The 14,082-nt window shown below is 40.7% G+C and carries 13 protein-coding genes; 3 read left to right on the top strand and 10 right to left on the bottom strand.

Going from position 1 to position 14,082, the window contains the following annotated elements; all coding sequences use genetic code 11:
• Positions 1-6: 6 nt before the first annotated feature.
• Positions 7-834 (top strand): 2,3,4,5-tetrahydropyridine-2,6-dicarboxylate N-succinyltransferase, encoded by an 828-nt coding sequence (gene dapD, locus PAARA_RS15305; RefSeq protein ID WP_062569870.1) that lies wholly within the window; start codon positions 7-9, stop codon positions 832-834.
• 544 nt (positions 835-1,378) lie between these two features.
• Positions 1,379-3,409, top strand: coding sequence for a BCCT family transporter (locus tag PAARA_RS15300; protein WP_062569869.1), 2,031 nt, complete (start codon positions 1,379-1,381; stop codon positions 3,407-3,409).
• An 82-nt stretch (positions 3,410-3,491) separates the two neighbouring features.
• On the opposite strand, the gene PAARA_RS15295 is transcribed toward PAARA_RS15300, so the two are convergent.
• The 10 genes from PAARA_RS15295 to pspA all read right to left on the bottom strand — a co-directional run bounded on the left by PAARA_RS15295 (position 3,492) and on the right by pspA (position 12,818).
• The gene (locus PAARA_RS15295; RefSeq protein ID WP_062569868.1) at positions 3,492-5,447 is read right to left on the bottom strand and encodes a methyl-accepting chemotaxis protein; all 1,956 of its coding nucleotides are present in this window, start codon (positions 5,445-5,447) and stop codon (positions 3,492-3,494) included.
• 154 nt (positions 5,448-5,601) lie between these two features.
• Positions 5,602-6,168, bottom strand: a complete 567-nt coding sequence (locus tag PAARA_RS15290; protein ID WP_062569867.1) for a hypothetical protein — start codon at positions 6,166-6,168, stop codon at positions 5,602-5,604.
• Positions 6,169-6,266: 98 nt separating this feature from the next.
• Positions 6,267-6,611 carry a 4a-hydroxytetrahydrobiopterin dehydratase gene (locus PAARA_RS15285; RefSeq protein WP_036969771.1) on the bottom strand — a complete coding sequence of 115 codons (345 nt, stop codon included), beginning with the start codon at positions 6,609-6,611 and terminating at the stop codon, positions 6,267-6,269.
• Between the two features lie 9 nt (positions 6,612-6,620).
• Positions 6,621-7,454 carry a phenylalanine 4-monooxygenase gene (phhA, locus tag PAARA_RS15280; RefSeq protein ID WP_228074484.1) on the bottom strand — a complete coding sequence of 278 codons (834 nt, stop codon included), beginning with the start codon at positions 7,452-7,454 and terminating at the stop codon, positions 6,621-6,623.
• 189 nt (positions 7,455-7,643) lie between these two features.
• Entirely contained in the window at positions 7,644-8,825 is a 1,182-nt protein-coding gene (gene megL / locus PAARA_RS15275; RefSeq protein ID WP_062569865.1) for a methionine gamma-lyase, read from the bottom strand.
• A 134-nt stretch (positions 8,826-8,959) separates the two neighbouring features.
• Positions 8,960-9,994: a YcjF family protein gene (locus tag PAARA_RS15270; RefSeq protein ID WP_062569864.1), complete on the bottom strand. Its 1,035-nt coding sequence runs from the start codon at positions 9,992-9,994 to the stop codon at positions 8,960-8,962.
• Positions 9,991-11,403 carry a YcjX family GTP-binding protein gene (locus PAARA_RS15265; RefSeq protein WP_062569863.1) on the bottom strand — a complete coding sequence of 471 codons (1,413 nt, stop codon included), beginning with the start codon at positions 11,401-11,403 and terminating at the stop codon, positions 9,991-9,993. The genes PAARA_RS15270 and PAARA_RS15265 overlap by 4 nt, the downstream gene beginning before the upstream one ends.
• A gap of 62 nt (positions 11,404-11,465) precedes the next feature.
• Positions 11,466-11,867: an envelope stress response membrane protein PspC gene (gene pspC / locus PAARA_RS15260; RefSeq protein WP_062569862.1), complete on the bottom strand. Its 402-nt coding sequence runs from the start codon at positions 11,865-11,867 to the stop codon at positions 11,466-11,468.
• Positions 11,864-12,097, bottom strand: coding sequence for an envelope stress response membrane protein PspB (gene pspB / locus PAARA_RS15255; RefSeq protein ID WP_036969793.1), 234 nt, complete (start codon positions 12,095-12,097; stop codon positions 11,864-11,866). The genes pspC and pspB overlap by 4 nt, the downstream gene beginning before the upstream one ends.
• A 58-nt stretch (positions 12,098-12,155) precedes the next feature.
• On the bottom strand, positions 12,156-12,818 hold the full coding sequence (pspA, locus tag PAARA_RS15250; protein WP_062569861.1) for a phage shock protein PspA: 663 nt from the start codon (positions 12,816-12,818) through the stop codon (positions 12,156-12,158).
• A 188-nt stretch (positions 12,819-13,006) separates the two neighbouring features.
• Here pspA and pspF point away from each other — a divergent pair, with 188 nt between their 5' ends.
• Positions 13,007-14,080 carry a phage shock protein operon transcriptional activator gene (gene pspF / locus PAARA_RS15245; RefSeq protein ID WP_062569860.1) on the top strand — a complete coding sequence of 358 codons (1,074 nt, stop codon included), beginning with the start codon at positions 13,007-13,009 and terminating at the stop codon, positions 14,078-14,080.
• Positions 14,081-14,082: the final 2 nt, after the last annotated feature.

Genomic DNA, 14,082 nt, shown 5'->3' with positions numbered 1-14,082 from the left:
GACCTTATGTCAGATTTAAAAACCATGATCGAAAACGCTTGGGACAACCGCGATAGCATCAGCCCAAGCACGGTATCAAGCGACGTGAAACAAGCTATTGTCGACGCACTTGAACTACTTGATAGCGGCGCTGCGCGTGTTGCTGAAAAAATCAGTGGTGAGTGGGTTGTACATCAATGGTTGAAAAAAGCGGTGCTATTATCTTTTCGTATTCGTGATAACCAGCCAATGAACGATGGTGTTAATCAATTCTACGACAAAGTACCACTTAAATTTAGCGACTACACACCAGAGCAATTCCAACAAGGTGGCATGCGTGTTGTGCCTAATGCGGTTGCTCGTAAAGGGAGTTTCGTAGGCAAAAACGTGGTACTCATGCCATCTTATGTCAACATCGGCGCTTACGTTGATGAAGGCACCATGGTTGATACATGGGCAACCGTTGGCTCGTGTGCTCAAATTGGTAAAAACGTACACTTATCTGGTGGTGTAGGCATAGGTGGCGTACTTGAACCACTGCAAGCAAACCCTACGATTATCGAAGACAACTGCTTTATTGGCGCACGCTCTGAGATTGTTGAAGGTGTTGTTGTTGAAGAAGGCGCCGTTATCTCAATGGGTGTATACATCAGCCAAAGTACGCGCATTTATGACCGTGAAACAGGTGAGATCCATTACGGTCGCGTACCTGCCGGTGCAGTTGTTGTGCCAGGCTCATTGCCTTCAAAAGATGGTTCACACAGCCTTTACGCTGCCATCATCGTAAAAAAAGTAGATCAACAAACTCGTGAAAAAGTGGGTATTAATGCCCTCCTTCGTTCAATTGACGAGTAACTGCTTGCAATAGCAGGTTTTCATAACAGCGCTAGCCATAATGGTTGGCGCTTTTTTATACTCGTCTATTTAAGTTTTTGCTTAAATTGTGACACCTTATTTCACATATATGTTTCATCGTGTATCTGCTTTGCTATTATTTGGCGTTACTTCTGACCCACTGCTTACCTCACTGAAGTGATTTTTAGTGCTGGCGATATAGTTATTATCCGAGGTGCCGAACAATTACAAACAGGTTAAGAAGTTGAGGTGCAAGGTAAACTTTAAATTCTCCCCTTAAAAGAAGGCTTAAAATAGTAAATTAGGAGCTACTTTATTTATACTATCTAGTACGAGTTGTGTACTCCTAAATTAGAGTCTACCAGTTAACGTTAATGCACTTATTTTTGATGCGCTTAGTACATCTTTATTAACTCCCCCTTAATATTGGAAAAGCAATCAATATATTTAAAAACAATCCTTTATAACTAGCTATTAATGGTTTGATCCAATAAGGTAGTTGGTAAGTACGCTTAAAGTTAGCTTTAAAATAAAGGATTTATTTATGGCAAGAAAAACCTTACGCTCAACTATTTTACTACCCGTATTTTTACCGGCAGTCTCTATTATCTTTTTACTTGTGCTTGGTACAATCAGTGATCCTGAACAAGCAGGTAAAGCATTTTCAGTAACGCTATCTTGGATAACAGAAACCTTCGGCTGGTTTTATATGTTATCTGTTGCGGTATTCTTAGTATTTATAGTGTCCATAGCAGCCTCTAGCTGGGGTAATATAAAGTTAGGCCCCGCTCACGCAGAACCCGAATATAGCTCTTTAGAGTGGTTTGCTATGCTCTTCTCGGCAGGCTATGGTGTGGCACTTCTTTACTTCGGTGTTGCAGAGCCTGTGCTTCACTATTCCTCACCGCCTAGTGGCGCAGCAGAAACTATTGATGCAGCAAAGCAAGCGATGCAAATCGCATTTTTTCACTGGGGCTTTCACATTTGGGCAATTTATGGCGTCGTCGGTCTTGTTCTTGCCTACTTTGCATTTCGCCATGGTCTTCCATTATCCATTCGCTCAGCCTTATACCCGCTAATTGGTGATAAGATCCATGGCCCTATTGGTCATTGCGTCGATATATTTGCAATTTTGGGAACCTTGTTCGGGATTGCAACCACATTAGGCTTATCTGTTACGCAAATTAATGCTGGCTTACATTATTTGTGGGAAGATATTCCCATTAGTACTACAGTGCAAATTGTCACCATAGCCGTCATAACCGGTGCTGCAACTTTATCGGTAGTAGCGGGGTTAGATAAGGGAGTAAAACGCCTATCTATACTCAATATGGCTATCGCTATAACGTTAATGTTGTTTGTATTTTTTGTTGGTTCAAGTATCCATATCTTAGAATCATTTTTACAAAATACAGGTAGCTACTTAAGTGGAATTGTAGAAAGAACCTTTAACTTACAAGCATATACCCGCAGTGACTGGATAGGAAATTGGACACTATTTATCTTTGGCTGGACTATCGCTTGGGCCCCTTTTGTTGGCATGTTTATAGCAAAAATAAGCCGTGGTAGAACAATCAGGCAATTTGTTGTGGGTGTCATGTTAGTGCCTAGTTTATTTACTTTTTTATGGTTTTCCATTTTTGGTGACACAGCATTAAACTTGATAATGAACGAAGGGTTAAATTCACTTATTACTGATGTTGAAGCAAATCACGCTGTTGCTTTATTTCAATTATTCAATGCGTTACCGCTTTCATCATTTGCCTCTTTCTTAACTGTTATTTTGATTATCACGTTCTTCGTGACGTCATCTGATTCGGGTTCATTAGTTATTGATTCATTAGCATCAGGCGGCAGTATTCATACCCCTGCTTGGCAGCGAGTTTTTTGGGCTGTACTCGAAGGTGCTGTTGCTGCGGTATTACTTTTAGCAGGTGGCCTTAAAGCACTTCAAACAATGACCATAGCCAGTGCCCTGCCCTTTGCTATTATTATGCTACTAGCCTGTGCGGGGCTATGGCGTGCTCTTCGTATTGAGGGCCACCGAGATATGAGTTTACAAGCTCATACGCTCATTAATAAAAATTTAGACCTTTCTCTGTGGAAACATCGCTTAAAAGCAATGATTGATTACCCTAATAAGCAAGAGGTGCATGCATTTATAAACGAGATTGTTGTAACTGCTATGAAAGAAGTTCAAAGCGAGCTAATTAACCGTAATTGGCAAGCCACTGTTGATATTGACAGTGATATTGGCCGAGCATATCTAACAGTAACACGCCATCACCATGTCGACTTTGTATATGATATTAGGCTTACCGAACATGTTAAACCGGGCTTCGCATATGCCGAGCCCGCCGCTGCAGATAGTGAATCGCAACTGTATTATCGTGCAGAAGTGTTTTTACGTCGCGGTGGGTTGTCATACGATATTTATGGCTTTGAAGAAAATGATGTTGTGAAAGATATTCTCGACCAATTTGAAAACTATTTACACTTTTTAGATAACAGTCCAGGCGATCTTCCTTGGGATTTAGAAAAACATGATGATATGTTAGACACACGTAAAGATTAACAAGTAAAGCTAGCTTGTATCTCTGTGATTTAATCGATGTGGCATTATTCAAGCCAGCAATAGCTGGCTTGAATAAGTGCTTTTAAGCAACTTTAAATTGCTTCACAATCTGATCAAGTTCCAGCGCTGTTTGCGCCAGCCCATCAGCAATAGCAGCAGCTTGCTCTGCTCCATCCATTGTTTCATGAGCTTTCTCATTCACATGCTGCACACTTTCACTAATTTGCTGACTGACAACATTTTGCTCTTCAGAAGCACTCGCTATTTGTACATTCATATCTTTAATGGTCCCTACTGATTGCGATATTTGTTCAAGCACGCTGCCTGTTTGCTCTGTTTTTTCTGCTGTTTGCTCAACACTGACCATATTTTCTTTCATTGAGTCTACTGATTTCTTCGCTTCATTTTGTAAGTTTGAAATCATTACTTGTATTTCTTCGGTGCTCTGTTGAGTACGACTAGCTAATGATCTAACCTCATCAGCAACAACTGCGAACCCGCGCCCTTGCTCTCCTGCTCTTGCAGCTTCAATTGCTGCATTCAAAGCAAGTAGATTAGTTTGATCCGCTATCCCTCTGATCACATCCAGTATTGAGCCAACAGACTCTGTCTCAGCCTCTAAATTAGCAATAGTTTTACTAACATGAAGCATGGTTTCTACAAGTTCTCCCATCGCAGCATGCGTTTGCGAGACCACTTGTGTGCCTGTTAAAACCTCGTTATCTGCTTTTGTAGCTGCCTCTGCCGCTAATTGCGCACTTTGGGTTATTTCATTGATTGTTGCAGACATTTCATGCATTGCTGTGGCTGTTTGCGTCAGTTGGTCTGATTGGTGTTCAGCACCTGTCTTAGAATTTGTTGTGATGGTAGTTAACTCTTGCGAAGTTTGCGAAACTTGAGTCGTTGAGTCACTGATTTGAGTGAGCATTTCATTAAGTTTAGCCACCATGTCCCGCATCGCTAAATAGATACCCGTTTCATTACCCTGCTGACTAAAACGATAGGTTAAATCTCCTTGTGCTATTGATTGAACAATACGAGCTATTTCGCTTGGCTCGCCACCAATAGGTGCTTTTATGAGCCGAGATATAAAAATACTTAAGAAAATCCCTACAGCAATAATAATTAGCGAAAACACTAAAATCGTATTAATCGCATTTTTGCTGCTAGCTTGTAGCATCGGACCGATTTCATCTTGACGATTTTGACTTGCTAATTTTATTTGCTCTATTTGCTCGGCAATTGCAGGGCCTATTTTATCTAAGGTACCTGATATCACTTTATTACGTTCGCTAATTGCTTCGTTAACGAGCACTAAGCCTTCAATGTATTCATTGTTTCTGAGTTTTATATCTGCGAGTAACGTTTGCTCTTTATTGCCATTCACTGTTTTTGCCAAACTCTCTAGTTTGTCCAATAAAACTGTAAACTCTTGTTTCGCCCTATTAAGTTCTTCTTGCGTGTTATTGACAAGAAACTTAGCGGCATATAAACGACCTAATAAGAGTGACTCTTGTACTTGTGAGCTGTAAAACAAAGCTGAAACATCATTTTTTTGCATACTTAATTGAATTATTTCACTGATCCCCTCTCGCATATATTTACCATTGGCATCAAGCATGTTGGATACGATTTCATTTCGCTTATTAATGAGGTTAACAATTTTTTCAAAGGCTGATTTATAAGTTAACGCCTCTTGCTCTATGGTTGTGATCGCTTTAACTTTGTTTGCATCATTAAACTGCCGCTTTCCAGATTGGATGAGATCATTTAGTAATTGATAGCGATTAGTAAATTCATTAATACTTGCTTGGTTCTGATCCTTTAAGTACTTAAGAGCACTTAAGCGAAGACTTAAAACATTTGATTGGATTCGACCTGAAATATTACTATCACGTGCATTTGCACGATAATCTACAAAATTTTCGTATCCAGAATTAAGTGCGATAAGTGCAACAACACTAACAACACCAAGAAGAAGGACCATTGCACCAAAGGCTAGGTACAGCTGGGTATTTAACTTTAACTTAGTAAACATAACGTTCTCTCTGTTTAACGTTGCGTCCACTGCATTAAGAGTCCTTGATAGGATGCTTAAACAAAGTATAGAAACAATGTATGTAAATGAAATGTTTAATACGAAAAAAGATTAATTTACGAAATATCTGATAAGAGCAAAGGTGTTAATTGCATTAAGAACAATTAAAACCTTGCAGTGAAATATGTTTGCTGTGCTCACCCAAGCTATCTTCATGATGAATAATTAATTCATCTTGATTCACAGTAAAACTAAATTCCCCTAGCCATTGTAAAGAAGCTATTGGTTCTTGATGATAAAAACCCTGTTTGTCATAACAAAGATAAGTAAAGTGATGGTAAACATCAGCAAAAACACCATAATCTGCGGTAAAAACATTAATATGTTGTTGCTGCTTAAAATGCTTTGCCTGAGTGCCTGCCACTAAATACCAAAAACAAACAGATGCCATTATCACCACTTGCAACCCTGCGAAGATAAAAGATAACAGCCGAATCAAACGAATAGGTTTTGTATCTTGATAGAGTAATCTTTCATGTTTAAGAAGGATAAAAATACCCACTATCACCATAAGTAATTTTATAAACATCAGATAAACCCCTATCTGATACATCATTTTGGGGCTATGCCATTGAATACCAAACACTTGAGGAACAAACAAACTATCGATAAGCGGTAAAAAAATAAACAGAGTAGAAATTAATAAATTTTTATTTTTCATCGTATTCCTTAAAACTCTCATCATGTTACTTTTCCCCTTTGCAAAAGCAAAAAGGCGTAATCTTGCGATTACGCCTTTAAAAGTTTTAGAGATACTTTTTATAATGCAGCAAATACGTCATCTGTTTTAGCAGCACAAATAAAATCGTTTTTGTGTAAGCCTTTAATTGAATGACTCCACCAAGTAACGGTTACTTTACCCCACTCGGTTAAAAGACCTGGGTGGTGACCTTCCTCTTCGGCCATATCACCCACTTTATTTGTGAACTCAAGTGCTTGCTTGAAGTTTTTAAACTTGTAAACACGCTCTAATTGCATAATGCCGTCGCGCACTTCAGGAACCCAATCAGGGATCATTTTAATCAATTCTGCTAATTCAGCATCAGATACTTTCGGCGCATCCGCACGACACGCTTCACACTTTTGTGTGCTTAATGAAGACATTGTAAATCCTTAACTTGCTAATTTTTCTTTAGGTGGAAACTTTGGCTCATGTAGCCCTAATTCTTTTGCTTTACTCACCAGCGACATGATATCCATTTGTGAAATATCGAATAAGTCATTGATTGAGCTTATGGTGTAGTACACAGGTTGCATTATATCAATACGATAAGGTGTACGAAGCACATCTAATACATCCATTGCATTGATTTCTGGCTTATCTGAATATACATACTGTGTTTCGCCAGGGCTCGATAAAATACCGCCACCATAGATACGCAGGCCTTGCTCAGTTTGCATCAAACCAAACTCAACAGTAAACCAGTAAAGACGCGCTAAATAAACACGATCTTTCTTTTCAGCGGCATAGCCTAACTGGCCGTATTTGTGAGTAAACTCAGCAAATGCAGGGTTAGTTAGCATGGCGCAGTGACCAAAAATCTCATGGAAGATATCTGGCTCTTGTAAGTAGTCAAACTCTTCACGACTACGAATAAACGTCGCAACTGGGAACTGCTTGTTTGCTAATAAACGAAAGAACTCATCAAAATCAATCAGTGCCGGAACAGGCGCAACTTGCCAGCCCGTAGTTTCGAGTAGCACTTCGTTGAGTTCGCTAAGTTGTGGAATACGATCTGTTGGTAAATTGATTTTCTTGAGACCTGCTAAATATTCATCACAGGCTTTACCTTCGATGCAAGCGAGTTGGCGAGCAACGAGCTCAGACCATATTTTATTTTCTTCTTCGCTCCAATGGATAACCCCATTTTCATCAGGTTGCTTGGAGGTGTAATTACTTGCTTTAGCCATAATAACCTTCTTCGTTAAATCGTGATCAGCATCGATCAGAGTTTCATTAACTTGTTGGTTGATACTATTTAAAAGTAAGCAAAAGTTTAATAGCTAGGGTTGTTTTCGAGACTTTCAAAAACAACCCATATGTAAACTTAAGAATACACCAAAAGATCAATAAGTTTACACAACCTTAAAATAAAGGGATTTAGGGTCAAACTCATGTAAACTTTAAATTACACACTAACCAATAAATGTAAATGCAGTTTTAAGATCGTTAATTACATCGTTAACATCTTCTAAACCAACTGATAAGCGAATTAGGCCATCACTAATACCTGCGGCTGCTCTTTCTTCAGGTGTATAAGGCGAATGGGTCATTGATGCAGGGTGTTGAATGAGGGTTTCAGCATCCCCTAAACTGACCGCAAGGGTGCAAAGTTGCGTGTTATTTATAAATGTTTCACCATCTTCTAGACTGCCCTTTATTTCAAAGGCAATTACACCACCGGGCGCTTTCATCTGTGAGCCAATAAATTTATGACCCGGGTGTGATTTAAGCCCTGGGTAATATACTTGGCTCACTAACGGGTGTTGCTCTAAATATTCAGCGACGACTTGGGCGCTCGCGCAGTGGCGCTCCATTCGTACAGCGAGAGTTTTTAAACCGCGATTAATTAACCATGCATCATGAGGGCTAATCGTTGCACCAATATCTTTTAATACCGTCATTTTTATCAGGTTGATATGTTCCTCTGTACCACACACAAGCCCTGCCACCACATCACCGTGGCCATTAAGATATTTAGTTGCACTGTGCACCACAATATCAATCCCAAACGAAGTAGGTTGCTGTAGCAAAGGTGTTAAGAAGGTATTGTCGATAACGCTTATCAGTTGATGCTGCTTGGCAACGTCGGCAATTAAACTTAAATCAAGCACTGCCATGGTCGGATTGATTGGTGTTTCTGCAAAAATCATTTTTGAATTTGCTTTAACCGCGCCACGTAGTTCAGCTTCGTTAGTCATATCAACAAAAGTGACTTCGATCCCAAAGCGCGGCAACATGTGAGCAAAAAATGCAAAGGTACAACCGTATAGCGCGCTAGATGCCACTAGATGGTCACCTTGTTGTAAAAAGCTAAGTACAGACGCAGAGACGGCTCCCATACCTGTCGCTGTTGCAGCCGCTGCTTCACAGTTTTCTAACTGAGCTACTTTTTGCTCAAGCTCTTGCGTTGTCGGATTACCTAAACGGGTATAAATAAAGCCCTGCTCTTCGCCAGCAAATCGGGCTGCACCTTGAGCGGCATTAGCAAATGCGAAGGTAGAGGTTTGGTAAAGCGGCGCACTGAGTGCGCCATGTGGGTCATTTGGTTTTTCTGGACCATGAATACATTGTGTATGTAAGTGATGCTTAGTCATTGTGTGTTCTCGTTTTTATTATCAGTACTTCATACTCATAAATAAAACGTAGATACCCACAATGCACAAGCATGCCGGATGCTCAGATGGCTAAATATCACTCAGCCATTTTTATTAACTGTACACAAAAGTTGTCATTTTGTGTTTTCGGTCTCTTTATCACTGGTGCGTGAAGCAATTTTACGGGCAATACTATTGGCGGTTTCTTTTAGCAAGCTGCGTTTATGTTCCAAGCGAGGTAACGGACGGCTTAGTTCCATCGCTTTATAGCCTATGCGCGCAGTAAAAATACCTGCACTTAACCCTTGTGCTGCACGGCCCGACAATTTCCCCAGCAATTCAGCACTTAGTGCCGTGGCAGCTAGATCAGATACCAACTCTGCACTGCCAACAAACAACACTTGCTTCACCAATAAGCGATACAATTTAATACGGCTTGCGTAACCAAAACCAATACCGTAAATACGGCCAATTTGCTCAATGAGCTTAGTTCCACGCCATAACACGGCCATCATATCCACTAGAGCCAGTGGACTGAGGGCAACTAACAAAGCTGACTCAGTCGCAAAACGGTTAATCAGTTTTTTTGCTTGCTGATCTTGGCTCACCAATAAACTATCGGCGTATAAGGTCATGATTTCTTTATCGGTATGATGACTCGCAATTTGCTGCTTGAAGTTTTCAAAGCCTGTTAACGCTTGATGTTTATTAAGCTTTTCAAGCCACGGCAGTGCTTCACCTACTTGCTCGCTATTAAGTAAGCGGTCGGCCTCGCTGCGGTGTAATTGGTTGCGCTTCAGGCTTCTCAGCATGCGGTACTCACGCCAGATAACACGGGCAATTAATAGCACACCACTGAGAACAGCCGTTAAATACACCGAACCAAGAATAATTGATTGCTGAAACGTCACAAACAGCGACATTGCAAACTCAAGTAACACTAAAACTAAAAAGCTAACAACAAATACCCCTTTTAGGGTTTGCCATTTCGACTTTTTATACACGGGTTCTAACTCAATGTCGTCTTGCAATACTTCGGCATCTTCGACGAACTCAGCATTCTCTATTACTTTCGCAATGGTTAGCTCATTTTTAGGCTCTTCATTGCTCGCAGAGCTTGAAATACGGCGACCTGCCTGAAAGTTCATCTCTTTTGTATGCTCGCTCATGTTAGTTTGTCTCCTATCAGGTACTGCATGACATGATCTAAACGAATATGCCTTAACCGTTTATCAGGGCATGGAAGTGGCGAGAACGATAAGAACTCAAATCCCTGTTTTGGCCACTCTTGTTTGTTGAGAAGGCGTGATGGTGGCTGTGGTGGTAAATACGTCAGCCATTCTTGCTCGCCTAAAGGCTTGCCATAAATACAGGCTAACTGCTGGCCTTTTTCTGCTACTTGGCGCGGCTCTGTAGCGCAGATAGATGACATAGCCATGGTTTCAATTTGCACGCCTTCGAACTTCAAATGATTCGTTTGGTCATGCACGATTGAATCGAGCAATAGTGCTAAATCTTTATGATATTGAGCGCTAATATGGTCCGACTTATTCGCTGCAAACAGTAACTTATCGATGTTTGGTTTAAACAAACGTTTAAAGAAGCTGGCTTCACCATAATTAAAATGCGCCAGCAACTGGTTAATAACGCGGCTTTGCTCATGCAGCGTTTCGCTGCCTTCATTCAATGCGCTGAGCACATCCACCAGCACAATTTGTCGGTCAAAATGACGGAAATGCTGCTCGTAAAAAGGTTTTACAACCTCTTTTATATAGGCTTTATAGCGCTTTTTAAGATGCGCTAAGTTTGACCCTTCGGTTATGTCGTCAGGTACATTCGCAACTGGGAAAAACTGCAGTAACGGCGCTCCTTTTAGCTCACCGGGCATCAGCATGCGACCAGGTTGCAACATGGCAAGTTTGGTGTCTTTTTTAAGGCCAACCAATAGCTTTTGATAAAGCGCTGCGATATCAGCCAGCTTGCTTTCATCAACACTGGCTGATAAATCAAGTTCAGCAAGGGCGGTTAAAAATGGCTTAGCCTTCTCGTTACGGGCTGTTTGCTGCAAGAGAGAGTATTGTGACTCACACCAATCAGCAAATGATTGCTCCAGCATTGGCAAATCAAGTAACCACTCACCGGGGTAATCAATAATGTCTAAATAAAGTGTTGATTGCGGTGCAAAATGACCACGCAGCCCTGAGTTACTTTGGTATTTAATTGCCAAACGTAAGGTATTTATACGCTCTGTGGATGCAGGCCATGATGGCTCACCTTCAACAGGTAACAACGCCGATAATGCATTCGTGTACTCAAATGTCGGAATTGTCAGTGCTTGCTGTGGCACTATTTTTGTAGCGATATGGCGCTTTTCGCGCATCACATCAAAAAAGGGTAAGTTTTTATCGTCAGCTTGGCTGGTTAAATGTTTAACCAAGGCGGTAATAAATGCAGTTTTGCCGCTGCCACTTAACCCTGTGACGGCTAACTTCACGTGTTGATCTAAACTACGATGAAGCGCTTTTTGTGCTTTATTTTTTAACGAATTGAAGGTGTTCTTTGCAAATGATTGGCTCATACAATGTCTGGCACCTCATTTGCACTTGATTTCACGATGCAAACAAGGTGCGTTTATATCCTTTAAAGTTTGTTGATTTCACGGCTAACCGTAAACTCTGTTGATGTGACATAGCGTTCCATCTCTTGTAAACGACCATCAACTCGAGCAAGACGATCTTTTAAATCTTGTAATGCACGGCGAGGTGGCTCCCCTTTTTGCCATACCTTAAATTTTACTTCAAGCGGGTCCTGGTGAATGCTATCTGCGTTTTTAACTGTTTTTTCGGCTGGTTTTTTATCTAAAATAAACCACGCAGCAATGTAAGCAACCACAATAAATGGACCGCCAGATAATAATACTGCCGTCACGACTAAAATACGTACCAGCCAAAGCTCCATGTTAAAGTAGTCGCTGATACCCGCGCACACGCCGGCTATTTTACCACGCTCTGCGTCTCTAAATAATTCGCGTTTAGTACTCATACTTTACGTCTCCACTGTGGAGCCTCTTGATCAAGTAAGGCTTCTAATGTTTCAACACGCTCGGCCATTTTATCTGCTTTTTGTGCAAGCTCTAACAGCTGGCGATGTTCGTGTTCACTTAAACCTTGGCTCACTTGTTTTTTACTACGGTAATGTAAAATAAGCCAAAGTGGGGCAACAACCACCATAAATACAATAATGGGTGCCATCAAAACTTCTGCATCGAACATGATTCTCTCCTGTCAATCCGTTATGTGTTTAAGCATTGGGGGACACGCCCCCATTTTATTATTTTTTATCTGCTAATTTTTTCTTAAGCTCAGCTAGCTCATCATCAATCTTTTCGTCTTGCTGAAGGCCAGCAATTTCGTCTGATAATGATTTTTTACCAAGATCATAAGACTCTATTTGTGATTCTAGACCATCGATCTTGTTTTCGTAACGCTCAAAGCGGTTTAAAGCATCTTCAACTTTTGAGCTGTCGAGTGCTTTTTTCACTTCAAGACGTGACTCAGCAGAACGTTGACGTAAGATGATTGCTTTTTGACGCGCTTTCGCATCTGCTAGCTTCTCTTGTAACGTACTTACTTCTTGCTGTAGTTTTTCGATGTGAGACTCTACATGCTCAAGCTCTGTTTCAACTGCTGCCACTGCATCTGCTGATTTTTGCTTTTCAATCAGTGCTGCACGTGCTAAATCATCACGGTCTTTACTGAGCGCTAATTCAGCTTTTTCTTGCCAGTCTGCAACTTGAACTTTCAAAGTTTCAACGCGACGTACTAGCTCCTTTTTCTCAGCAAGTGTTTTTGCTGACGTAGAGCGAACTTCTACTAATGTATCTTCCATCTCTTGGATGATCAGGCGAACCATTTTTTCTGGATCTTCTGCTTTATCTAAGATGGCATTGATATTAGAATTAACGATGTCTGCAAAACGTGAAAAAATTCCCATAACATTTACCTCTTTGGTGTTTTAACTTAATCAGTTGGTATCTCTAGTATCAATATGCTTGCCAACTTTTATAGATGTAGAATAACTCAATACATTCAAACAGTTAAACTAAATTTATAAATTCCTTTAGTTCTCACAAATAATGAAATACACTAGATCTTAGTAAAAATGACTAAGAGTTAGGGAATATGAGCCAATTTCGCCAACAGGATAATTTACTCGGCCAATCTGACAGCTTTTTAAGCGTACTTGATCAAGTTTCACAATTGGCAAGTCTTGATAAGCCTGTACTTATTATTGGTGAGCGCGGTACAGGTAAAGAACTGATTGCTGCGCGTTTACATTTCTTATCTAAACGTTGGGAACAAAACTATATAAAGCTTAATTGTGCAGCACTGAATGAGAACCTGCTTGAAAGTGAACTGTTTGGTCATGAAAGCGGCGCATTCACCGGTGCCAGCAAACGTCATGAAGGCCGATTTGAACGCGCCAATAGCGGCACATTATTCCTTGATGAATTAGCCAATACCTCAGCCATGGTACAAGAAAAACTCCTGCGCGTAATTGAATATGGCGAATTTGAACGCGTTGGTGGTAAGCAAACTGTTAAAGTCGATACTCGCCTAGTTTGCGCAACCAATGAAGACTTGCCGACCCTTGCTGAACAAGGCGAATTCAGAAGCGATTTACTCGACCGTCTTGCTTTTGATGTTATTACCCTGCCCCCACTGCGCGAACGCCAAGAGGATATCATGCTGCTTGCAGAGCAATTTGCAATAAATATGGCCCGCGACCTCGAGTGGGAATTATTCAGTGGCTTTACGCGTAGCGCCATCGAAACGCTGCAATCCTATGAATGGCCAGGTAACATTCGCGAATTAAAAAATGTAGTTGAACGAAGCTTATACCGTCATGGCAATGAGCATATTCCCGTTCACCAGATTATTTTAGATCCATTTGCAAGTAAATTTAGACCCAAGCAACGTGTCAAAGCAGCAGTGAGTAGTGCCCCCGTTACAAACGTTGAAGCAGCGCCTATTGCCACATCACAAAATCAAGATGCTGTGACACTCAATAAGCCCGACATTCAATTTCCTTGTAATTTAAAACAGCTATCAAATGACTTTGAAATTGATGTGATAAAAAAGGCACTGGAATATAGTCAATTTAATCAAAAGAAAACTGCAGAACACTTAGAATTGACGTATCATCAATTACGTGGCTATTTGAAAAAATACAATTTATTAGATCAGCAGCAATAGTT

Source organism: Pseudoalteromonas arabiensis, assembly GCF_001550155.1.
Lineage (GTDB): Bacteria > Pseudomonadota > Gammaproteobacteria > Enterobacterales > Alteromonadaceae > Pseudoalteromonas > Pseudoalteromonas arabiensis.
This window is presented reverse-complemented; position numbering and strand designations above follow the sequence as displayed.

Bases quoted from the DNA above. Each gene is read 5' to 3' on its own strand.
- dapD (WP_062569870.1), top strand. From the start codon at position 7: ATGTCAGATTTAAAAACCATGATCGAAAACGCTTGGGACAACCGCGAT.
- PAARA_RS15300 (WP_062569869.1), top strand. From the start codon at position 1,379: ATGGCAAGAAAAACCTTACGCTCAACTATTTTACTACCCGTATTTTTA.
- PAARA_RS15295 (WP_062569868.1), bottom strand. From the start codon at position 5,447: ATGTTTACTAAGTTAAAGTTAAATACCCAGCTGTACCTAGCCTTTGGT.
- PAARA_RS15290 (WP_062569867.1), bottom strand. From the start codon at position 6,168: ATGAAAAATAAAAATTTATTAATTTCTACTCTGTTTATTTTTTTACCG.
- PAARA_RS15285 (WP_036969771.1), bottom strand. From the start codon at position 6,611: ATGTCTTCATTAAGCACACAAAAGTGTGAAGCGTGTCGTGCGGATGCG.
- megL (WP_062569865.1), bottom strand. From the start codon at position 8,825: ATGACTAAGCATCACTTACATACACAATGTATTCATGGTCCAGAAAAA.
- PAARA_RS15270 (WP_062569864.1), bottom strand. From the start codon at position 9,994: ATGAGCGAGCATACAAAAGAGATGAACTTTCAGGCAGGTCGCCGTATT.
- PAARA_RS15265 (WP_062569863.1), bottom strand. From the start codon at position 11,403: ATGAGCCAATCATTTGCAAAGAACACCTTCAATTCGTTAAAAAATAAA.
- pspC (WP_062569862.1), bottom strand. From the start codon at position 11,867: ATGAGTACTAAACGCGAATTATTTAGAGACGCAGAGCGTGGTAAAATA.
- pspB (WP_036969793.1), bottom strand. From the start codon at position 12,097: ATGTTCGATGCAGAAGTTTTGATGGCACCCATTATTGTATTTATGGTG.
- pspA (WP_062569861.1), bottom strand. From the start codon at position 12,818: ATGGGAATTTTTTCACGTTTTGCAGACATCGTTAATTCTAATATCAAT.
- pspF (WP_062569860.1), top strand. From the start codon at position 13,007: ATGAGCCAATTTCGCCAACAGGATAATTTACTCGGCCAATCTGACAGC.